This window comes from Christiangramia sediminis (assembly GCF_020552705.1).
Classification (GTDB): Bacteria; Bacteroidota; Bacteroidia; order Flavobacteriales; family Flavobacteriaceae; genus Christiangramia; species Christiangramia sediminis.
This window is the reverse complement of the sequence record NZ_JAJBZG010000005.1, coordinates 944,713-966,683: the sequence shown is the minus strand read 5'-3', so window position 1 is coordinate 966,683 and position 21,971 is coordinate 944,713. Positions and strand designations below refer to the sequence as shown.

Sequence of the window (21,971 nt, the reverse complement as noted above, 5' to 3'; positions counted from 1 at the left end):
CTTCGTTGCTCTCGCTATGACTCTCCACAATACAGAAAACCCACAACCGAGAACATTAGTAATGAAACTCTTCCGTCCAAAATATCCTTCGCTTTTAAAAGCTTTGTATCCGGGAAGGATTTCCAGGGTCGATACTGCTAAAGCCATCTATCTTACTTTTGATGATGGCCCTATTCCAGAAGTTACTCCCTGGGTTTTAGACCTGCTGGCAAAATATAACGCAAAAGCTACCTTCTTCTGTATTGGTGATAATGTGCAAAAACACCCGGATATTTTTCAACAGATCCAGGCTGAAGGGCATTGTATAGGAAATCATACCTATAACCATCTTAACGGCTGGGAAACTCCAACTTCAGAATATATTGAGAATGTCTATCTTGCCGAAAGTGCTCTAAAGAATAAAGGCAAAGAAGAAACTTCAAACCACGAGCTACGAAATACCAAATTTAAACCCCCATCCCCCCACTACAAACTCTTTCGACCACCCTATGGAAAAATCAAAAACGCTCAGGCAAAAAGATTAAAGAGTCAAGGTTTTAAGATCGTGGTGTGGGATGTGATAAGCGGTGACTACAACGGGAAATTTTCAGCTCAGGATTGTCTTAATAATGTAACAAAGAATGCGACGGCCGGAAGTACTATCGTATTCCACGACAGCAAGAAGGCCTTTAAAAATCTTAAGGTCATTCTTCCCCAGATACTGGATTTTTATAAAGAAAAAGGATTGGAATTCAGAAGTCTTAAAGATGTTCTTTAAGCAATGCTATAAGGGTATTAGCATCCTGTTCCCCGCTATGCCGCCACTTCATTTCTCCAGATTTATAGATCATTAAAGTGGGAAGGCCTTTTACGCGAAGCGCCTCCGCCAACTGGGAATTCTTATCCACATCAATTTTAATAACTTTCGCCTTGTCTCCCAGCGCGGCCGCGACATCTCTTAGAACAGGATGCATCGCTACAGAAGCGTCATTCCATTCCGTATAGAAATCTAAAAGCACAGGAATGTTTAAGTCTACTAATTCACCAAATTTTGACATAATCCAGGATTTATTTTTAGCGCATGGTAATTACCACGTATGCCCGCTATAATCAAATATAGGAAATTCTTCTAATTATGCAGGTTTCGAACCTTTTTTCAGTTCTATGACACTAATTTCCGGCCAGATGCCCACGCGCCCGGGATAAGCCAGAAAGCCAAAGCCACGATTTACGTTGATATATCTTCCCGCTTCTTCATAAATACCGGCCCAATGTTTATACCTGTATTGAACAGGACTCCATTTGAACCAACCGGGAATTTCTATCCCGAACTGCATGCCGTGAGTATGTCCACTCATGGTTAAATGATACTTTTTAGGATGCGATTTTACCTGCTGTTCCCAGTGTGAAGGGTCATGACTCAGCAGGATCTTAAAATCATTCTCTTCTACTCCTGCTCCGGCCTTTTCCAGGTCACCTGCTTTTTTGAATCCACCTATACCCCAGTTCTCAACTCCAACCAAAGCAATTCGCTGCCCATTTTTCTCAATAAAACGATTTTCATTAAGCATAAGATCCCAGCCCATTTCCGCATGGGTTTGCTTCAGCCGGTCTAGATTCTCTTCTTTAGCCGTAGCACTTTCCCAGTTATGATAATCACCATAATCATGGTTTCCTAAAATTGAATAAACCCCGTCTGGCGCTTTTATTTCCGAAAAAAGGCCTTTCCAGTCCTTCATTTCTGAAGCCATATTATTTACCAGATCCCCGGTAAAGACCACCATATCTGACTTCTGCTCCTTTAGAAGATCTACTCCGTACTGTATCTTATTCTTATTGTCAAAGCTACCGCTGTGAACATCACTTATCTGACTAATGGTATATCCATCGAACGCCTCGGGAAGATCTTCAAAATATAGGGTATATCTCAATACCCTGAAATTATACTTTCCTTTATACATTCCGTAGAGCAAACCGGCAAAGGGAATCGCTGCCAGGCCTATCGCTATGGTACTAATGAATTTCCTTCGGGAAGGCATATCAAAACTTTCCGCAGAACCGAATAGCTTTTGAATACCCGCCATGGGAATACGAACTACATCTTCACCCAACATCACCAGAGAAAGAATGATCTTTCCGACGAAAAATGCCAGAAAGATGCCTATTGCATAACCCCGTCCACCACCAAAACTTCCATTTGGTGAAGCTTGATTGAATTGATAGAATAAATTTCCAATAACTACGGCAGAGATTATAAAATAGATCACGGCCACCCAGATATTTTTAGAGAAGACTCTTAAAGCCTGGTAAGCATAAAGATCTACGATCAAATAGATTACCGCGAGAATAAACCAACGCATTAAAACAATTTTTTTGCGAAGATAGGTCTTATAAGATCTATGGATATTCTATTTACGATAATTTAATTTGATGGTTTCCAAATGAATATCAATAACAACTTACCAATTGGTTTGACCCATTCAAAATCCTATATTTATACGGTTATTTATAAAAGATGAAACGCAGAAATTTTATTAAGAATACTGCCCTGACAGGTGTTGGAATAAGTTCAACCTCTGTATTCTCAAAATCTATATTAAACGAATTGAATATGACCCAAAAATATCCGGTAGCGGTGGCAACATGGAATTTTCAGAATGCCACAAAAATGGCCGGCACCATGTTAGAAAAAGGTAATTCTGCCCTGGATGCGGTGGAAAAAGGAGTGATGGTTGAAGAATCAAATTTAAAAAATACTACCGTTGGTGATGGTGGCGCACCAGACCGGGATGGTAATGTAACCCTGGATGCATGTATTATGTCGCCAGATGGCAATGCAGGCTCTGTGGTCTATTTAAAAGAAATTGAGCATCCGATTTCTGTAGCCAGGAAAGTAATGGAGGAAACCCCGCATGTGATGCTGGCGGGAGAGGGAGCTCTACAGTTTGCTATTCAACAGGGGTTCAAAAAGAAGAACCTGCTTACCGAAGAATATGAAAAAGCCTGGAAAGAATGGCTGGAACATAAGGAATATAAACCCATCATCAATATCGAAAATCACGATACGATCGGAATGCTTTGCCTGGACGAAAAGGGAGATATCGCCGGAGCCTGCACCACCTCCGGACTTTCTTATAAAATAAATGGCCGGGTTGGGGACTCCCCTATTATTGGAGCGGGCTTGTTTTTAGACAATGAAATTGGAGGTGCGGTTGGAACCGGAATGGGCGAAGCCATTATGAAAAGTGTGGGTAGCTTTTTGATCGTGGAATTGATGCGACAAGGAAAGTCGCCCCAGGAAGCCTGTGAAGAAGCGGTAATGAGAACTATAAAAAAGGCTCCTAATTATAAAGATTTTCAGGTGGCTTATGTTGCACTGAATAAAAAGGGCGAAATCGGTTCTTATTGTATTCATAAAGGATTCAGTTATGCCAAATTTTATAAAGGAGAAAGCACAGATAATCTGAGTGATTCTTATTTGGATGAATAATTATCTATATATCCATAAAAATCTGAAATTCATAAAAAACGTCATTCTGAACTTGTTTTAGAATCTCATAAGACTAGTAATCCATAATTAACCTGAGACCCTGAAATAAATTCAGGATGACGACAAAATTTTTATTTTTCTGAAAAGAATGCTTTAATGCTTATTGTTTATTGTTTCCAAGGAAGACTGATTTTATCTTTGTAGTTTTGAAATATTCTCAATTTTATATCTAAACATTACCCATGGCCGATCAAAAACGCCTTTTTTTACTCGACGCATACGCATTAATTTTCCGTGGATATTATGCTTTTATAAAAAATCCCCGGATCAACTCCAAAGGTTTTAATACTTCCGCGATCATGGGTTTCACCAATTCTCTTTTTGATGTGATAAGAAGAGAAAAACCAGATCATCTTGCGGTATGTTTCGATAAAGACGGAAGTAAAGAGAGAACTGAAATGTTTTCAGATTATAAAGCCAACAGGGATGAAACTCCGGAGCCCATTCGTGAAGCGATCCCAATTATTCAGGATATTCTAAAGGCGATGCATATTCCAGTGGTGGAATGCGCCGGGATGGAAGCCGATGATATTATTGGAACCCTGGCCAAGCAAGCTGAAAAGGAGAACTATAAAGTATATATGGTAACTCCAGATAAGGATTTTGCACAGCTGGTTTCTGAAAATATTTTTATGTACCGCCCCGCCAGAATGGGGAACGGGATTGAAATTTGGGGAATTCCGGAAGTTCAGAAAAAATTCGAAGTGGAAAGACCGGAGCAGGTGATCGACTTCCTCGGTATGATGGGAGATTCTGTAGATAATATTCCTGGATTACCTGGTGTGGGCGAAAAGACGGCCAAGAAATTTCTGAAGAAATATGGCAGTATGGAAGCGCTTCTTGAGAATACCGATGATCTCAAGGGCAAGATGAAAGAAAAAGTCATTGAAAACGCCGAGTTAGGAAGACTTTCGAAAAAACTGGCGACCATATTTACCGATTGTGATGTTAAATTCCATGCGGAAGATTATGAGCTTTCCCAGCCCGATGGCGGAAAAGTTCAGGAGATCTTTGAGGAACTTGAATTTAGAAGATTAAAAGATCAGTTTATAAAATTATTCAGCGGGGAAGATGATACCCCTCAAACCCAGGTTTCCAACTCACCCTCAGCAAAGCAGAATGCACAGGCTACTGCCGGGGCAGGACAATTTTCATTATTTGGCGGAGATGGGGAAGAAATTGAAAGAACTTCGTCAAGGACTAATCTATCAGACACTCCACATTTTTATCAGGCTATAACTACCGGAATGGCCCGGCAGATCTTTATTGAAAAACTTCTGAAACAAAAAAGCGTTTGTTTTGATACCGAAACGACCAGCCTTAATACCCTGGAAGCAGAACTTGTAGGAATCGCTTTTTCCTGGGAAGCCGGAAAAGGATTTTATCTACCGGTTCCTGAAGACAGGGAAGAAGCCCAAAAACTTATCGAAGAACTCAGAGCTTTCTTTGAAAACGATAAAATTGAGAAGATAGGTCAGAACCTTAAATATGATATCGAGGTTTTAGATAAATATAATATTAAGGTAGAAGGACCCTTATTCGATACCATGATCGCGCATTATTTGATCAATCCCGATATGCGCCATAATATGGATGTGCTGGCTGAAACTTATCTTAATTATACCCCGCAGCCAATTTCAGAATTGATCGGAAAAAAAGGCAAAAATCAGGGTAATATGAGGGATGTTGATCTAAAAAAGCAAACAGAATATGCTTCAGAAGATGCCGATATCACCTTTCAGCTGAAGAATTTATTCGAGAAAGAACTGGATGATGCCGAAACCAGAAAACTTTTTAATGAGATCGAAATTCCACTGGTAAAAGTGCTTGCCGATATGGAACTGGAAGGGATCAAACTGGACGAGAAATATCTAAAATCTTTATCAGAGGCTCTGGCTTCAGACATTAAAGATCTGGAAACAAAAATATATGCGGCGGCAGGAGAAGAATTTCTTATAAGCTCACCAAAACAATTAGGAATTATTCTGTTCGAAAAAATGGAAATTTCCAAAAAACCCAAGAAAACCAAGACCGGTCAATATTCCACCAGCGAAGATGTACTTTCTGTTTTGGCCGATGAACATGCTATTGTTCGCCATGTACTGGATTACCGTGGACTGGTAAAACTTCAGAATACTTATGTAGATGCGCTGCCTAACCAGGTGGAGAAAACCACGGGAAGAGTGCATACAGATTATGTGCAAACTACTGCTGCAACTGGAAGATTAAGTTCCAACAACCCAAACCTTCAGAATATTCCTATTAGAACGGAAAGAGGAAGGCAGGTTAGAAAAGCTTTTGTACCCAGAGATGAGAATTATGTGTTGCTCGCTGCCGATTATTCCCAGATAGAACTCCGTATCATTGCTGCGTTGAGTAAAGAGGAGAATATGATCAAGGCCTTTCAGGATGGGGAAGATATTCACGCTTCTACTGCCGCAAAAGTATTTAATGTTCCTTTAGAAGAAGTGACCCGTGAGCAAAGAAGCAATGCGAAAACGGTAAATTTCGGGATTATTTATGGAGTTTCCGCCTTCGGATTAAGCAATCAGACTTCCCTCTCCAGAAGTGAATCTAAAGAACTCATTGATACGTACTATAAAACTTATCCAAAACTGAGTAATTTCATTGCAGACCAGGTAGAATTTGCCCGGGAGCATGGCTATGTATCTACAGTTTTAGGCCGAAGACGATATCTTAAAGACATCAATTCCCGAAATCAGGTAGTTCGTGGCGCGGCTGAAAGGAACGCCGTAAATGCACCTATCCAGGGGAGTGCGGCGGATATTATTAAGATCGCCATGATCAATATTCACAGGAAATTGAAGGAAGGGAATTATAAGACCAAAATGCTACTTCAGGTACATGATGAATTGGTTTTTGACGCACATAGGGATGAACTTGATAAGGTACAGCAGATGATCAAATCTGAAATGGAGAATGCTTATAAACTGGAAGTTCCTTTAGATGTGGATCTGGGAATAGGAGAAAACTGGCTGGAAGCTCATTAATAACTGAAATCTGAAAAAGGATATTTTAATGATATTCCATTTTAAGTTTTCTCTACTGATAAAGCTTAATAGACAATTAGCTCATATTCAAATTAGGATCTTAGAAAAGGCGGGACAAAATTTAATTCAGAAAAAAACCTCACAGACTGATATCTGTGAGGTTTTTCCCAACTAACACTAAAACTACAATTAGAATAGGGATACTAAGCTTTAGTATACTCTACTTCTAAAATTCTTATTGCTGAAGCCTGCGTATTTCCAGGATCATTTACATATTGATTTGATTCAATTTTTGTTACATCGAGTGAAAACTTATTAGTTTCCAGGTTTATCAGCTTCTTATGAGTAAAAGTTGAATTATTAATTTCTACCGAAAGAATCAAGCTATCATTTCTCACCTGCCACTCCCCCGAGTCCATTCTATCTGTCAAACAGGAAAACTGGTTATTAGAAGTTCCTGACTCAAAAGTCATCTGTGCGTTATTAGATATAAACGTACCATTTTCATCAAATGTTATACTCATTGTGTTAAAACAATTGGTTTCATCCAGAAGATTTTTACTGGAAAAGGCATCATCATTTAAATTAACCGCGGTATCAGCCATCATTCCTGAAAGTTCCCAGTATCCAATCATATCGTTTGTAGTTACTGCGGTCGCATTGCTCACTTTTAATTGAGAGTCCATCGCCATTTCCTCTTTACTGCAGCTAGCCATCATAAGGATAAGCAAACCAAAACTCGCTAGAGTCTTTACTTTTAATAGGTTATTCATTTTCATAGGGCATTTAGATTCGGGTGCAAACATAAATAATAAAGTAAGTATTTTATGACTTTATTAACATTAATATTGACATTAATCGTCTTTTAATGCTTTTCAACGATTTACATAACGATGAATGAATTATAATATTACCCAACCAGCCTCTTCATAATATTATTGATATGATATTTGATATAAAATATATTAACACTTAGATAAGCCTGAAAATCAAGTTCTTCAAAGCAATTAAAATAATCTTTTCGCTATTTGCTATTAGAATTTATAATTGTACATTTGCACCCCTGTTTTCCCGATTGAGATTCGGGTAAATGGGATTGGAATGTTTAATAATTAGTAAAATCAATTGGTGTGGACACATTAAGTTACAAAACAGTATCGGCTAACAAAGCCACCAGAACCAAAGAATGGGTTGTGGTAGATGCTGAAGGACAAAATTTAGGTCGTCTTGCTTCTAGAGTAGCATACCTGCTTAGAGGAAAGCACAAGCCTAACTTCACCCCACATGTTGATTGCGGAGACAATGTTATTGTATTGAATGCGCAGGGAATCAACTTAACAGGAAAGAAATGGGACGCGAAAGAATACATCCGTCACACAGGCTTCCCGGGTGGACAAAAAAGTCTAACAGCTGCCGAATTATTCGAAAAAGGTCCGGAGAGACTTGTCGAAAAGGCAATTAAAGGAATGCTTCCTAAGAACAAACTTGGAGCAGACCTATTCAGAAATTTAAAGGTTTATGTAGGATCTGAACATGATCACGAAGCTCAAAAACCTAAAACTATTAACTTAAACGACGTTAAGTAATGGAGGTAATTCACAAAATTGGCCGTAGAAAAACAGCTGTGGCCCGTGTATATGTTTCAGAAGGAAAAGGAAACATTACCGTAAACAAGAAAGACCTTAAAGATTACTTCACAACTGGTACACTTTTATACAAAGTAAACCAGCCAATGATGCTTACCGAGAACGAAGGAAACTTCGACGTTAAAATTAACGTATACGGTGGTGGTATCACTGGACAGGCTGAAGCGATCCGTCTGGCACTTTCCAGAGCTATGGTAGCGCTAGACCAGGAAAACCATGGCGCTCTTAAGCCAGAAGGTCTTCTTACTAGAGATCCACGTATGGTAGAACGTAAGAAATACGGTCAGAAGAAAGCCCGTAAGAAATTCCAGTTCTCTAAACGTTAATATTATTACCGGAATATTTTCCGGAGAGTTCATAAAAAAATTAATTTTTTGTTGTTATTCTGTTCATGCCGGGCAGAAGTTAGTTTAGCATCTAAACACTCAGGGCCGTACTTAAAAGTAGCCACCTGAATGTTGCTATCTCAACAGAACGTAAACTATTACAAAAATGGCAAACAAAGTAGAAGTAAAAGAATTACTTGATGCTGGTGTTCATTTTGGACACTTAACCAGACGTTGGAACCCAAATATGGCCCCATATATCTATATGGAGCGTAACGGAATCCACATCATCAACTTATACAAGAGTGCTGCTAAAATGCAGGAGGCAGGTGATGCCCTTGCAAAGATCGCCGCAAGCGGAAGAAAGATCCTTTTCGTAGCTACGAAGAAACAAGCGAAAGAGATCGTTGCTGAACAAGCTGAAAAGGCAAATATGCCTTATATCACTGAGCGTTGGCCTGGTGGTATGCTTACAAACTTCGTTACTATTCGTAAAGCTGTTAAGAAAATGGCTTCTATCGATAGAATGAAGAAAGACGGAACTTTTAACTCTCTTTCTAAAAAAGAGCGTCTTCAGGTAGATCGTCTTAGAGCTAAGCTAGAAAAGAACTTAGGTTCTATCTCAGACATGTCAAGACTTCCAGCTGCGCTTTTCGTTGTAGATACTACACGTGAGCACATCGCGATCAAAGAAGCACACAAACTAAACATTCCAATTTTTGCGATGGTAGATACCAACTCCGATCCACGTGAGGTTGATTATCTAATTCCATCTAACGACGATGCTTCTAAATCTATTAGCAAAGTTGTTTCTTATGTTGCAGATTCTATCGTAGAAGGTCTTTCTGAAAGAAAGTCTGAAAAGACTACCAAGAAGAAGGACGAAAAAGCTTCAAAAGAAGAGAAGTCAGACAAAGCTCCAAAAGAGAAAAAGGAGAAAAAAGCTGAAGTACCTTCTAAAGATGCCGAAGACAAAAAGGCAATGAAAGAAGCTAAGAAAGATGTAAAGCTTGAATCTAAAAGTGAAACTTTAGATAAAGCAAAAGCATCTAACGAAGAAGAATAAAAATAACGTTTTCATAAAATCTAAAAGTCGTTTAGTTTCTTCCTTTACAGTAAGTTTCTAAACGACTTTTTTTAAATAAAAGACAATATTATGGCTAAGATAACCGCCGCTGAAGTAAATAAATTAAGAAAAGCTACTGGTGCAGGAATGATGGACTGCAAGAAAGCATTAGTTGAAGCTGATGGTGATTTTGACGCTGCAATTGAATTGCTTCGTAAAAAAGGTCAGAAAGTTGCTGCCAAGAGAGCCGACAGAGATTCTTCTGAAGGAGCTGCTATTGCCCAGGTTAATGGAGACAACACTAAAGGTGTGATAATCTCTTTAAACTGTGAGACAGACTTCGTAGCAAAGAATGATGACTTCATCAAAATGGCGAACGATTTTGCTGAAATGGCTCTTAACTATTCTACCAAAGAAGAATTTTTAAAAGCAGATTACAAAGGGATTTCTGTTGAAGATAAGCTTACTGAGCAAACAGGTGTTATTGGAGAAAAGATCGAGATCGGTGCATTCAGAACTTTGGAAGCTCCTTTCGTAGGTTCTTATATCCACGCTGGTAACAAAATTGCTGTTCTTACAGGTCTTTCTAAGAACGTAGACGGAGCTGAAGAAGCTGCGAAAAACGTTTCTATGCAGGCTGCGGCAATGAACCCGGTTGCACTTAATGAAGAAGGTGTTGATCAGGCGACTATAGATAAGGAGATCGAGATCGCTAAAGACACTTTGAGAGAAGAAGGAAAGCCAGAAAATATGCTGGACAAGATCGCTCAGGGTAAACTTCAGCGTTTCTTCAAAGACAACACTTTGGTACACCAGGCGTATATCAAAGACAACAAACAAAGCATTGCTGAGTACGTTAAGTCTGTAGACAGCGATCTTGAAGTTGTAGCTTTTGAAAGAGTAGCTTTAGGATAAGCTCATTTTATATAATTTCAATTAAGAGGTTTTATTCATTTAAAACCTCTTTTTTTATACTCGTACTTTTATATAGTCAAGCTGAACTTGTTTCAGCTTCTCAAGAGATCCTGAATCAAGTTCAGGATGACGAGTCATGTCATTTCGAAGAGGCGGAGCGACTGAGAAATCTATAAGAAGTAAGATTCCAACTCCAAAGAGATCTCTCCTTTCAGTCGAGATGACAGATCAATAATTTTTATATTTACAACATGTCCCAAGAACCTTTCAAATTCAAACAATTTAGTATAGACCAGGATCGTTGCGCCATGAAAATTGGTACAGACGGAGTCCTTTTGGGAGCATGGTCTTCACTTGATCATAATCCCGCTAGCATCCTTGATATTGGAACCGGAACTGGCTTGATCGCACTAATGCTGGCACAAAGATCTGAAGCTGAACTTATCGATGCCCTGGAAATTGAAAATAACGCCTATGAACAGGCCGTTGAGAATTTTGAAAAAAGCGACTGGGGAGATCGGCTATTCTGCTACCACGCTGGCTTTGATGAATTCGTTGAAGAGATGCGGGATGAAGAGAAATATGATCTTATTATTTCCAACCCACCTTTCTTTTCTGAAGACTATAAAAGCGGAAACGATAACCGGGACCAGGCTCGTTTTGCAGATGCCTTACCACTTGAGGAATTGATCGAAGGTTCATCCCTCCTGCTTTCCAAAGAAGGACATTTGGATCTTATAATTCCCTTTTCAGAAGAAAGCAATGCCCTGAATAATGCAAAAAAACATGGTTTATTTCCGAATAGGATAACCAGAGTAAAAGGAACTGAATCTGCTCCTATCAAAAGAAGCTTAATCAGATTTGGTTTCAGAGAAACTGAACTTGAAATAGAAGAATTAATTTTAGAGATCTCAAGACATAATTATACTGAGGAATTCAAGAAACTGGTTAAAGATTTCTACTTAAAATTATAGTTCTTTTTACCAATTTACGTCATGCTGTACTTGATTCCGCATCTCGCATATATCAATATATCTTGAAGCCCTGAAACTCCCGACGCATCGGAACAGGCTGACGTATTTCTTTAAATTTTCAATTTCTAAACCACATCAGGTTTAAAATTCAGCCTTTTAAAGCCTCCATAAAAAAGATTGCTTCTCATAAAAGACTTGGTTACATTTGTTGGAAACACTACACAAAATGAAACCAGATCAATTTCAGGCTCCTGATTATTACAATATTGATGAGCTTTTAACCGATGAACATAAAATGGTTCGTGACGCAACTCGCGAATTCGTTAAGCGGGAAGTTTCACCAATCATAGAGGAAGCGGCTCAAAAAGCTGAATTTCCAAAACAACTTATCAACGGCCTTGCCGAAATTGGTGCTTTTGGCCCCTATATTCCGGAAGAATACGGAGGCGCCGGCTTAGACCAGATCTCATACGGTTTGATCATGCAGGAAATAGAACGTGGGGACAGTGGAATTCGTTCTACAGCTTCAGTTCAGTCTTCCCTGGTAATGTATCCTATTTTTAAATATGGAACTGAAGAGCAAAAGAAAAAGTTCCTTCCCAAACTGGCTTCCGGAGAAATGATTGGATGTTTCGGACTGACCGAACCAGATTATGGATCTAATCCCGGGGGAATGACCACTAACTTTAAAGACAAGGGAGATCATTACCTTTTAAATGGTGCTAAAATGTGGATCTCTAATTCACCTTTTGCAGATATCGCAATCGTTTGGGCTAAAAATGAAGAAGGACGAATTCATGGTTTGATCGTTGAGCGCGGGATGGAAGGGTTTACAACTCCTGAAACTCACAATAAATGGTCTCTACGAGCCAGTGCCACCGGAGAATTGATATTTGACAATGTAAAGGTGCCGAAAGAAAACCTGATGCCAAATAAATCCGGTTTAGGAGCACCTCTTGGATGCCTGGACTCAGCGCGCTATGGTATCGCCTGGGGAGCTATAGGAGCTGCTATGGATTGTTACGATACCGCCTTGAGATATGCCAAAGAAAGAGAGCAATTCGGTGTGCCGATAGCTTCGAAACAACTTCAGCAAAAGAAACTGGCCGAAATGATCACAGAAATCACTAAAGCTCAGTTGATGGCGTGGAGGCTTGGAACCCTGAGAAATGAAGGCAAGGCAACTTCAGCACAAATATCAATGGCCAAAAGAAACAATGTTGAAATGGCTATAAAAATTGCGAGAGAAGCAAGACAGGTCCTGGGTGGAATGGGAATAAGCGGAGAATACAGCATTATGAGACATATGATGAACCTGGAAAGTGTGATCACTTATGAGGGAACACACGATATTCATCTATTGATCACTGGTATGGATATTACCGGCCATGCTGCTTTTTAAAATTTAAAGTTTTTAATAAGTCATTTCGATACGTAGCATAGCGGTGTGAGAAATCTCCCTGCTTTTATTGCATAAATTAGAGATCTCTCCCGTTTCTCGAGAGGACATTCAGGAAAATTATAAAAGATCAAAACATGGGCAACGCTTACATCGCTTGCCCTTTTTATATTTTTCACAGCATTCTTTCTTTAATGGCTTCGGTTTTTTAGCAGAAACACCATCTACCCTCAAATAATCTTTAGATTTATTTGAGTAGAACACGATCACATTTATGTTATTGATAATTTCAACGGCCATATTTTTAATTTAACTCAAAAGGCTGATTTTCTGAGTTAAACAAGCCATAAAAAGCCTTTAAGATTTTCTAAATAGTACTTCAGATTTTACCTTTGCAGAAAATTGAAAGAGATTATGATTAAAGAGATAAACGCAAGTTTAGAGCCTCTAACCAACCAGTTAATAAATCATCCCTTATATAAAAAGATCAATACCCCCGAACAGCTTCAGATTTTTATGGAGCATCATGTTTTTGCCGTTTGGGATTTTATGTCCCTGCTCACTTCCCTGCAGGAAATTCTTACAAAAACTACGAATCCTTGGTTGCCAGTTGGAGATCCTGAAATCCGATACCTGATCAATGAGATCGTCCTTGCCGAAGAAACCGATATCAACATCTATGGCAAAAGACAAAGCCATTTTGAAATGTACCTGGATGCAATGTCTGCCGCCGGGGCAAGCAGAGATAAAGTGGAGGATTTTCTAATGCAGGTGACGCATGGCACCGATATTTTCCTGATTATCGCTACCAGCAAACTTCCCGTTAGTATCAAGCAATTCCTGAAACATACTTTTGAAGTGGTTTATAGCAGAGAACCTCATAAAATTGCATCTGCCTTTACCTTTGGTCGCGAGGGACTAATTCCGGATATGTTTTCAGCTATTATTGAAAAAGTTCAGAAAAACTTTCCTAAAGACGATCTTAGCCTGTTCAAATACTATTTTGATCGCCATATAGAACTGGATGCTGATGAACATGGCCCTATGGCTTTTAAAATGGTCGCAGACCTATGCGGAAATGACGAAAGAAAATGGGACGAAATAAAACTCACAGCTGAAAAATCTTTACAAAGCCGACTCGAACTTTGGAACGGAATTGAAAAAGAAATTGAAGCAAAAACAAAGATTGAATTCGCTTAGGATAGATTGCTTTGCTTACGCACGCAGTTACTTTCGGTTAATTAATAAAATCTGATGGAAAATAAGAAAACCTGAACTCGCGTCCAGATTTTTTTATGTTATTGAGTTATTGATGTAATTGCCATTTCGACCATAGGGAGAGATCTCAACCAGATTTTCCAATATAAAGAGATTTCTCAGTCGCTACGCTTCTTCGAAATGACAATAGCAACAAATCTTTCACAAAAATCTTGAATTCTGAATCTGGAATCTGCAAAAGAATTTATTCCGAAGCAGGAGCGATCCTGACTTCCAATCCATCCAAACCTTCTGTTATGGGAATCTGACAGCTGAGACGGCTATTATCTTCCACAAAGAATGCCTGATCCAGCATATCCTCTTCTTCAATACCTTTTTCGGGAAGCATATGTTCAAAATTCAATATATAACACTGGCAGGAGGCACACATCGCCATTCCACCACAAATTCCAATAGTTCCTTCAGCTGCGAGTTCATAAGAACGAATCACCTCCATAAGGTTCATATTCATATCTGTGGGAGCATCTACCCTGTGAGCCTCCCCTTCTCTGTCAATAATTGTGATCTTAACGTCAGACATTTTATATAATATATCTCAAATATCGTCATTCTGAACTTGTTTCAGAAGCTGAAAAAAAAAAGTTCAGCTTGACGATGGTATCTAATTTATACTTTTAACTACTTCTCGTTTTGCTTCTTTTCTACTACCATCAAATCCGCTTACACCACTCACCGTGGTATATTTCATTACGTATTTCTTATCAGGATTTATGCGCTGGTACGCACTCTGGCACATGATCGCTGCTTCATGGAATCCGCAAAGAATTAGCTTCAATTTTCCTTTATAGGTATTTACATCTCCAATGGCATAAATACCGGGGATATTGGTTTGATAATCATAAGCATTATCAACCTTAATAGCATTCTTTTCAATTTCCAGCCCCCAGTTTCCAATAGGTCCAAGTTTAGGTGAGAGCCCGAATAGCGGAATAAAATGATCGGTTTCTTTTAGTTCCTCACCTCTGGCTTCATCTTTATGACGAATCAATACAGCTTCAAGTTCATCTTTTCCCTTAAGATCCACCACTTCTGCATCTGTAATAAGATTGATCTTTCCAATTTTCGAAAGTTCTTCCACTTTCTCAACGGAATCCAGTGCTCCGCGGAAATCTTTTCTCCTGTGAACCAGGGAAACTTCTGAAGCTACCTCTGCAAGAAAGATACTCCAGTCTAAAGCTGAATCACCACCACCGGCGATCACTACTTTTTTATCTCTGTATACTTCAGGATCCCGAATAATGTAAGCTACCCCTTTATCTTCATACTCTTTTATAGAGGGAATAGGTGGTTTTCTTGGCTCAAAACTACCAAGTCCTCCGGCAATAACAACTACAGGAGCATGATGTTTTGTTCCCTTACTTGTAGTCACAATAAAACTACCATCTTCCTGCTTATCTATGGTTTCAGCTCTTTCTCCCAGAGTAAATCCGGGCTCGAAAGGTTTTATCTGTTCCATGAGATTATCTACAAGATCACCCGCCAATACCTCCGGGAAACCGGGAATATCGTAAATAGGTTTCTTGGGATAAATTTCAGAACACTGACCTCCGGGTTGAGGAAGCGCATCGATAAGATGACATTTCAGTTTTAATAATCCTGCTTCAAAAACGGCAAAAAGACCAGTTGGCCCAGCGCCAATAATGAGTATATCGGTTTTAATCATTTTTCAATTCAATTAAAAGGCTGGTAAATCTATCTTTCAATATTCACCACCTTTTCAATTTGGGGCACATATTTTTTTATAGTCATTTCCACTCCACTCTTCAGAGTCATTTGATTCACTGTACAGCCAACGCATGCACCTTCCAACTGAACCTTTACCAAACGATCATCTTCAATGGAAACCAGAGAGATATTCCCTCCATCGCTTTCTAGAAATGGACGGATCTCGGCTAATGCCTTCTCAACATTAATTTTAACTTCTTCGCTTGTCATTTATTTCTTATTAACAGCACTGCATCCCGCCATTGTAGTGATCTTAATGGCTTCTGTTGGAGGCAAATCTTTGTTTCGGTTTACGGTTTCCTGCACCATTTGTCTGGTAATATCTTCAAAAGCAGCTTCCAGTGGAGTCGCGGTTTGAAGCGCTGCAGGTCTACCAATATCTCCTGATTCTCTCAGGCTTTGAACTAAAGGAATTTCTCCAAGAAAAGGCACTTTTAAGTCTTTCGCAAGATTCTTAGCTCCTTCCTGTCCGAAAATATAATATTTATTATCTGGTAATTCCTCTGGTGTAAAATAGGCCATATTTTCGATGATACCTAATACCGGAACGTTGATACTTTCCTGCTGGAACATCGCCACTCCTTTCTTAGCATCAGCCAGAGCAACATTTTGAGGTGTACTTACGATCACAGAACCTGTAATTGGAAGCGACTGCATAATAGAAAGATGAATATCTCCAGTTCCCGGCGGAAGGTCTACCAGCATAAAATCCAGCTCACCCCAATCAGCATCAAAGATCATTTGATTCAATGCTTTTGCGGCCATAGGACCTCTCCAAACCACTGCCTGATTTGGTTTTGTAAAGAACCCAATAGAAAGAATTTTAACTCCGTAGTTTTCAACCGGCTTCATTTTAGACTTTCCGTTAACCTTAACTGAAAGAGGTCTTTCAGCTTCTACGTCAAACATCATTGGCGTGGAAGGACCATAAATGTCGGCATCAAGAATACCAACTTTAAAGCCCATTTTAGCTAGAGTCACCGCAAGATTCGAGGTTACCGTAGATTTCCCCACTCCTCCTTTTCCTGAGGCTACCGCAATAATATTCTTAATTCCGGGAATAGCTTTTCCTTTGATCTCGGGCTGTTTTTTTTCAGGAGCCTGAACTTTAATATTTACTTTGATTTTGGCCTTTTCGTAAACCTTCTCATGGATAGCTTTCATTACATCCACTTCGGCTCTTTTTTTAATATGGAGGGCGGGAGTGCTAAGCACCAGATCCACTACCACTTCATCGCCAAAAGTCATTACGTTTTGAACTGCACCACTTTCTACCATATTGCTTCCTTCACCTGCTACAGATATGGTTTCCAGGGCTTTTAAAATCTCTTTTCTGTCTAATTTCATATATGAATTTTAATCAGATTCTTTAGCTTATATAGACTGATTCTAAATGCAAATATAGTTGGAAAAGCTAAGAATACGAAGAATTTAGCAATATTAGATTTATAAGGGAATAGTTGGAAATTATAAGGAAAAACTAAAATATCTTATTCAGAAAGTTCTTTCATGGGATCCCAGAAATACTTTTCAAAATCCACGATCTGAAGATCTTTAACTTTCACTCCTTCTTCTTCAAGTAACTGCTGCATGGCATTGCTCCCTCCAAAGTGACTTTTACCGGTAAGAATTCCATTTCGATTCACAACCCTATGTGCAGGGACATCCATATTCTTAGAAGAGTTCATAGCCCAACCCACCATTCGGGCACTTTTCGCAGCTCCTAAATATTTTGCTATAGCTCCGTAAGAAGTGACCCTGCCTTCAGGAATTTGCTGACAGACTTTGTAAACCCTTTCAAAAAATCCGGAATTATCGCTCAATTCTTAGGTGTTAAATATTCTTATAAGCGCAACTAAAATGAGGACCAACATCAAAACAGCCATGAAATAATTGGAATATTTGGCAAAAGATTCTGCCTTCTTTTCAATTTTATCGAATAGCACTACATATAAATATAAGGCTGTAAAACTTCCCGCACAGGCTGCCGTAGCAAATGGAATAATCACAAACCAGTCATACTCTACCCCACCGCTTAAATCCATAGCGCCTGCTATAGCGACAAAATAGGGAATTGGAAAAACATTTAGCGCTGCTATGAGCATTCCTTTTAGAACACTGTTAGCATTGGCTTTTTGACGATTTTGGCTGACCCCCTTTTTATGCCTCGCCTGAATGAAGAAATAAACGGCAAGGATACAAAAAACCACGAGTCCGCCTCTTAAGAGCATTCTTCTTACAAAAGGATGATCAAAAATATATTTAGCCAGTAATACCGCAATAAAGGCCTGGATTAGAATGACTATCCCCGCTCCTATTGCTACAAAAAATCCATTTTTTTTACCTTTCTCCACGCAGGTTTTAGCAACAGTCATATTCACTAAACCGGGTGGGACCACTCCTATAAAAGCAGCCAGATAAGTAATTAGAAAAATTTTTGTTTCTTCCAATACTTCTTATTTAATCTTGAATCGAATATACGTAATTGGTTTTCCTTTTTCAAGGTACTGTTTTTCATAGAAAGTCTGTATCCCCGTTACCTCCTTTGGAGAATATTCATTTTTATAAATATCGTGGTGAGCATATAATATTTCATGTCCTTCTCCGTGTAGCAGACCAAGCGTATAACCATGCATAAATTCTGAATCTGTTTTAAGGTGCATAATTCCCTCCTCCTTCAGAATATTTTTGTAGCGCTGCAGGAATTCCGCATTCGTTAATCTGTGCTTGGTTCGTTTATATTTGATCTGAGGATCGGGAAAAGTGATCCAGATCTCACTAACTTCTGCAGTTGCAAAAACATATTCTATAAGCTCTATTTGAGTTCTAACAAAAGCCACATTAGTCAAATTTTCTTCAACAGCAGTTTTTGCTCCCCGCCAGAATCTTGCACCTTTAATGTCTATGCCTATAAAATTCTTGTCTGGGTTTTGACGAGCCAGTTCTACGGTATATTCTCCTTTACCGCAACCAAGTTCAAGAACGACAGGATTATCATTTTTGAAGAAATTTTCGCTCCATTTTCCTTTTAATTCAAATAAATTATCTGTAAGCTCTTCCCTGGAAGGCTGGATAACATTTTCAAATTTTTCGTTTTCCTTAAAGCGTCTGAGTTTATTCTTACTTCCCACTAAAAATTAATATTTTGGTAAAATTAAATAAAATCGCCCACCTGTCTATAAGAATACATTTGTAATATGCGAAAGAAGAGAATATTGGTGGCCGCACTCAATTGGGGATTAGGGCATGCCACCCGTTGTATTCCCATTATAAAAGAGCTACAGTTAAATGATTTTGAACCCCTTATAGCTTCAGATGGCTCTGCTCTTGAACTTCTGAAAAAAGAATTTCCTCATTTAGATCATATTGAACTTCCTTCCTATAATATTCAGTACACCAAAAAGGGAAGTCATCTTAAATGGAAAATGATCATGGACAGCCCCAGGATCCTCAAGGCAATTCAGGAAGAAAAGATGATCACCAGAAAAATTGTTGAAAATTATAATATCCAGGGAATCATTTCAGATAATCGCTTCGGGGTAAGATCTAAAAGATTGAAAACAAATGTTTTTATCACGCACCAGCTGAATGTTCTAAGCGGAAACACTTCCTTTTTAAGTAGTTATCTACATCAGCAATATATCAGTAAATTCGATCAATGCTGGGTTCCCGATGTTGCAGGAGAAAATAACCTCAGTGGCATCCTGGGACATCTTAAAAAGAAACCCGAAAATGTAAAATATATAGGTCCGCTAAGCAGATTGGAAAAAAGCAATACGCCTGAATTCTATGATTTCCTGGTATTACTCAGCGGACCTGAACCTCAGCGAAGTATTCTGGAATCTATTCTGCTTAAAGAATTCAAAACATCTGAAGCGAGGGTCTTATTTATACGGGGTGTAATTTCTGAAGAGAAATTAAATTTCGAAAACCCGAATATCAATATTAAGAATTACCTGTATGGGAAAGCGCTTCAGGTAGCAATAAATAGTAGTAAATACATTGTTTCAAGATCTGGCTACACCACTCTGATGGATCTTGCCAAACTGGAGAAAAAAGCCTTTTTTATCCCCACACCGGGGCAGGAAGAACAGGAGTACCTTGCTAAAAGACTGCAGGAATTGGGAATTGCACCCTATAGCAAACAGGATGAATTTAACCTGGGCCAATTAAGAAGAATTGAAGATTATGATGGCTTACGTGATTTCGGGGATCACGTTATCTTCCGGGATCTTTTTTCTTTTTTCGAGCGTGAATGAAAATTCACTTCCCACTCCAAAAACACTTTCTACATAGATCTTTTCGCCATGGGCTTCGAGTATATGTTTTACAATAGACAATCCCAGTCCAGAACCACCTTCTTTTCTCGACCCACTCTTATCCACACGATAAAAACGTTCAAATAATCTCGGAATATTCTCTTTTTCAATTCCTTCCCCATTATCGGTCACCCGCACGATGACTTTATTTTTAATGAGGTTTTCAATACTAATTTCGGTAGTACCACCCTTCTTCCCATATTTAATGGAATTCACGATAAGATTGGTAAGCACCTGCTGAATTCTTTCTCTATCTGCCCTGACGTATATTGGCTCTTCGTAATCAAAGTCAAAGGTGAGGGTAATATTTTTCTTAGCAGCTTTCATTTCAAGAAGATCAAATGAAGCCTGAATTAATTCAACAATATCAAATGTTTCATATCGCAAGTGAAGATCACCGGTTTCCAGCTTGGTGATCATATCCAGGTCCTTTACAATATAAATGAGTCTTTCTACTCCTTTATTAGCACGGGCCAGGTATTTTTTTCTTATTGCCTTATCCTTATGAGCCCCGTCCAATAATGTGAGAATATACCCCTGCACAGTAAATAATGGGGTTTTTAATTCATGCGAGACATTGCCCATAAATTCCTTACGATAAGCCTCCCTCACCTTTAAAGTTTCAATCTCCAGTTTCTTGTCTTCAGCAAATTTCTTTACCTCACGGGTAAGACTGGACATATCTGTAGTGATCTGGTTGGGACTTAATGTTTTTGAATCCAGTAAAGAAACATTATCATATACCTTTTTAATTCTTCGGTATATAAAACGCTCCACACGATACTGAATAATTAAAAATGAAAAGAAGTAACAGAAAATTGCAAAAACCAGCAATGAGATCCAAAGTGACTGAATCTCAAAAAAAGCAAAAACACTCATAATCGCCGTGAGGAATACGCTTATATAAAGAGCAGTCCTAAGTGCAAAACGATATGAACGTTTAAATTTTTGTGACATTAAACTACAAACTTATAGCCAACTCCTTTTATGGTCTTAATCTTATCATCGCCAATCTTCTCACGCAGCTTTCTAATATGCACATCTATAGTTCTTCCGCCAACCACAATATCGTTACCCCAAACATTGTCCAGAATATCTTCTCTTTTAAATACCTTTCCTGGTTTAGATGCTAGTAAAGAGAGTAACTCAAATTCTTTACGGGGAAGCGCCATTTCCTCTCCGTTCTGAACGATCTTATATTCTTCGCGATTAATTGTTATATCCCCCAGTTTCACAATATTTGAAGAAATATCTTCCTCGCGATATCTTCTCAATAAAGCCTTCACTTTACTAAGTAAGACTTTTGGTTTGATTGGTTTGGTAATATAGTCATCGGCACCCGCATCAAAACCTGCCATTTGAGAATAGTCTTCTCCGCGAGCGGTAAGAAAGGTGATTATGGTTCCTTCCATATCGGGCATTTTTCTAATCTGCTCACAGGCTTCGATCCCATCCATCTCTGGCATCATTACATCTAAAATAATAAGGTGAGGCTTCTTTTTCTTAGCAATCTTTACCGCATCTGCACCATTATCTGCAGTGATAACATTATAACCTTCAGAAGAAAGATTATACCCAACTATTTCTAAGATATCCGGTTCATCATCAACTAATAAAATCTGAATGTCTTTTTTCTTCATAACGAATTATAATGTGGTTAAGAGACCGTAAAATTAACCAATAATTTGAACTATAGGGGGCTTAACCTATTAGTAACATTTAACTAACCCTTTAATGACAAAGGATTAATTCTTAGGTAACACCGGCCTCATGTCTTCAGCGT

General features: G+C 38.8%; 24 protein-coding genes. 11 read left to right on the top strand and 13 right to left on the bottom strand.

The window, feature by feature from the left end:
• Window positions 1-61 precede the first annotated feature (61 nt).
• Entirely contained in the window at window positions 62-757 is a 696-nt protein-coding gene (locus LGQ90_RS13890; protein ID WP_229341886.1) for a polysaccharide deacetylase family protein, read from the top strand.
• Here the strand turns inward: LGQ90_RS13890 and LGQ90_RS13885 are convergent.
• Together LGQ90_RS13885 and LGQ90_RS13880 are read right to left on the bottom strand one after the other, a co-directional pair.
• Entirely contained in the window at window positions 741-1,037 is a 297-nt protein-coding gene (locus LGQ90_RS13885; protein ID WP_229341884.1) for a thioredoxin family protein, read from the bottom strand. The two genes, LGQ90_RS13890 and LGQ90_RS13885, sit on opposite strands and share 17 nt — an antisense overlap.
• A gap of 75 nt (window positions 1,038-1,112) precedes the next feature.
• Entirely contained in the window at window positions 1,113-2,339 is a 1,227-nt protein-coding gene (locus LGQ90_RS13880; RefSeq protein WP_229341881.1) for a metallophosphoesterase, read from the bottom strand.
• A gap of 155 nt (window positions 2,340-2,494) precedes the next feature.
• Here LGQ90_RS13880 and LGQ90_RS13875 point away from each other — a divergent pair, with 155 nt between their 5' ends.
• Both LGQ90_RS13875 and polA read left to right on the top strand, forming a co-directional pair.
• Window positions 2,495-3,469, top strand: coding sequence for a glycosylasparaginase (locus LGQ90_RS13875; protein WP_229341879.1), 975 nt, complete (start codon window positions 2,495-2,497; stop codon window positions 3,467-3,469).
• 242 nt (window positions 3,470-3,711) lie between these two features.
• Window positions 3,712-6,540, top strand: coding sequence for a DNA polymerase I (gene polA / locus LGQ90_RS13870; RefSeq protein ID WP_229341877.1), 2,829 nt, complete (start codon window positions 3,712-3,714; stop codon window positions 6,538-6,540).
• A 203-nt stretch (window positions 6,541-6,743) separates the two neighbouring features.
• Here polA and LGQ90_RS13865 read toward each other — a convergent pair whose 3' ends face one another.
• A complete protein-coding gene (locus tag LGQ90_RS13865; protein ID WP_229341874.1) occupies window positions 6,744-7,313 on the bottom strand; it encodes a DUF5004 domain-containing protein in 570 nt (189 codons plus the stop codon).
• A gap of 357 nt (window positions 7,314-7,670) precedes the next feature.
• On the opposite strand from LGQ90_RS13865, the gene rplM reads away from it, so the two are divergent.
• The 6 genes from rplM to LGQ90_RS13835 all read left to right on the top strand — a co-directional run bounded on the left by rplM (window position 7,671) and on the right by LGQ90_RS13835 (window position 12,869).
• On the top strand, window positions 7,671-8,126 hold the full coding sequence (rplM, locus tag LGQ90_RS13860) for a 50S ribosomal protein L13 (RefSeq protein ID WP_229341871.1): 456 nt from the start codon (window positions 7,671-7,673) through the stop codon (window positions 8,124-8,126).
• Entirely contained in the window at window positions 8,126-8,512 is a 387-nt protein-coding gene (gene rpsI / locus LGQ90_RS13855; protein WP_229341869.1) for a 30S ribosomal protein S9, read from the top strand. Before rplM ends, rpsI begins: the two co-directional genes overlap by 1 nt.
• 166 nt (window positions 8,513-8,678) lie before the next feature.
• Complete coding sequence (gene rpsB, locus LGQ90_RS13850; RefSeq protein WP_229341867.1) at window positions 8,679-9,578, top strand: 30S ribosomal protein S2; 900 nt, start codon at window positions 8,679-8,681, stop codon at window positions 9,576-9,578.
• A 90-nt stretch (window positions 9,579-9,668) separates the two neighbouring features.
• The gene (gene tsf, locus LGQ90_RS13845; protein ID WP_229341865.1) at window positions 9,669-10,493 is read left to right on the top strand and encodes a translation elongation factor Ts; all 825 of its coding nucleotides are present in this window, start codon (window positions 9,669-9,671) and stop codon (window positions 10,491-10,493) included.
• Between the two features lie 251 nt (window positions 10,494-10,744).
• Window positions 10,745-11,467 carry a tRNA1(Val) (adenine(37)-N6)-methyltransferase gene (locus LGQ90_RS13840; RefSeq protein WP_229341863.1) on the top strand — a complete coding sequence of 241 codons (723 nt, stop codon included), beginning with the start codon at window positions 10,745-10,747 and terminating at the stop codon, window positions 11,465-11,467.
• A 226-nt stretch (window positions 11,468-11,693) separates the two neighbouring features.
• Complete coding sequence (locus LGQ90_RS13835; protein ID WP_229341861.1) at window positions 11,694-12,869, top strand: acyl-CoA dehydrogenase family protein; 1,176 nt, start codon at window positions 11,694-11,696, stop codon at window positions 12,867-12,869.
• A gap of 117 nt (window positions 12,870-12,986) precedes the next feature.
• Here the strand turns inward: LGQ90_RS13835 and LGQ90_RS13830 are convergent, their stop codons facing one another.
• On the bottom strand, window positions 12,987-13,166 hold the full coding sequence (locus tag LGQ90_RS13830) for a hypothetical protein (RefSeq protein WP_229341859.1): 180 nt from the start codon (window positions 13,164-13,166) through the stop codon (window positions 12,987-12,989).
• 114 nt (window positions 13,167-13,280) lie between these two features.
• On the opposite strand from LGQ90_RS13830, the gene LGQ90_RS13825 reads away from it, so the two are divergent.
• Window positions 13,281-14,066, top strand: coding sequence for a DUF3050 domain-containing protein (locus LGQ90_RS13825; protein ID WP_229341858.1), 786 nt, complete (start codon window positions 13,281-13,283; stop codon window positions 14,064-14,066).
• Between the two features lie 262 nt (window positions 14,067-14,328).
• Here the strand turns inward: LGQ90_RS13825 and LGQ90_RS13820 are convergent, their stop codons facing one another.
• From LGQ90_RS13820 to trmB, 7 genes are all read right to left on the bottom strand, one after another.
• Window positions 14,329-14,664, bottom strand: coding sequence for a 2Fe-2S iron-sulfur cluster-binding family protein (locus LGQ90_RS13820; RefSeq protein WP_229341856.1), 336 nt, complete (start codon window positions 14,662-14,664; stop codon window positions 14,329-14,331).
• Window positions 14,665-14,745: 81 nt separating this feature from the next.
• Window positions 14,746-15,807 carry an NAD(P)/FAD-dependent oxidoreductase gene (locus LGQ90_RS13815; protein WP_229341853.1) on the bottom strand — a complete coding sequence of 354 codons (1,062 nt, stop codon included), beginning with the start codon at window positions 15,805-15,807 and terminating at the stop codon, window positions 14,746-14,748.
• Between the two features lie 29 nt (window positions 15,808-15,836).
• Window positions 15,837-16,079: a NifU family protein gene (locus LGQ90_RS13810; protein WP_229341851.1), complete on the bottom strand. Its 243-nt coding sequence runs from the start codon at window positions 16,077-16,079 to the stop codon at window positions 15,837-15,839.
• The gene (locus LGQ90_RS13805; protein ID WP_229341849.1) at window positions 16,080-17,216 is read right to left on the bottom strand and encodes an Mrp/NBP35 family ATP-binding protein; all 1,137 of its coding nucleotides are present in this window, start codon (window positions 17,214-17,216) and stop codon (window positions 16,080-16,082) included.
• A gap of 143 nt (window positions 17,217-17,359) precedes the next feature.
• Complete coding sequence (locus LGQ90_RS13800; RefSeq protein WP_229341847.1) at window positions 17,360-17,692, bottom strand: MGMT family protein; 333 nt, start codon at window positions 17,690-17,692, stop codon at window positions 17,360-17,362.
• 3 nt (window positions 17,693-17,695) lie between these two features.
• Window positions 17,696-18,319, bottom strand: coding sequence for a LysE family translocator (locus LGQ90_RS13795; protein ID WP_229341845.1), 624 nt, complete (start codon window positions 18,317-18,319; stop codon window positions 17,696-17,698).
• A 6-nt stretch (window positions 18,320-18,325) separates the two neighbouring features.
• Window positions 18,326-19,000, bottom strand: coding sequence for a tRNA (guanosine(46)-N7)-methyltransferase TrmB (gene trmB / locus LGQ90_RS13790; RefSeq protein ID WP_229341843.1), 675 nt, complete (start codon window positions 18,998-19,000; stop codon window positions 18,326-18,328).
• Between the two features lie 66 nt (window positions 19,001-19,066).
• Here trmB and LGQ90_RS13785 point away from each other — a divergent pair, with 66 nt between their 5' ends.
• Complete coding sequence (locus LGQ90_RS13785; RefSeq protein ID WP_229341841.1) at window positions 19,067-20,128, top strand: glycosyltransferase; 1,062 nt, start codon at window positions 19,067-19,069, stop codon at window positions 20,126-20,128.
• Here LGQ90_RS13785 and LGQ90_RS13780 read toward each other — a convergent pair.
• Together LGQ90_RS13780 and LGQ90_RS13775 are read right to left on the bottom strand one after the other, a co-directional pair.
• Window positions 20,066-21,145, bottom strand: coding sequence for a sensor histidine kinase (locus LGQ90_RS13780; protein WP_229341839.1), 1,080 nt, complete (start codon window positions 21,143-21,145; stop codon window positions 20,066-20,068). The two genes, LGQ90_RS13785 and LGQ90_RS13780, sit on opposite strands and share 63 nt — an antisense overlap.
• On the bottom strand, window positions 21,145-21,828 hold the full coding sequence (locus LGQ90_RS13775) for a response regulator transcription factor (protein WP_229341837.1): 684 nt from the start codon (window positions 21,826-21,828) through the stop codon (window positions 21,145-21,147). The genes LGQ90_RS13780 and LGQ90_RS13775 overlap by 1 nt, the downstream gene beginning before the upstream one ends.
• Window positions 21,829-21,971: the final 143 nt, after the last annotated feature.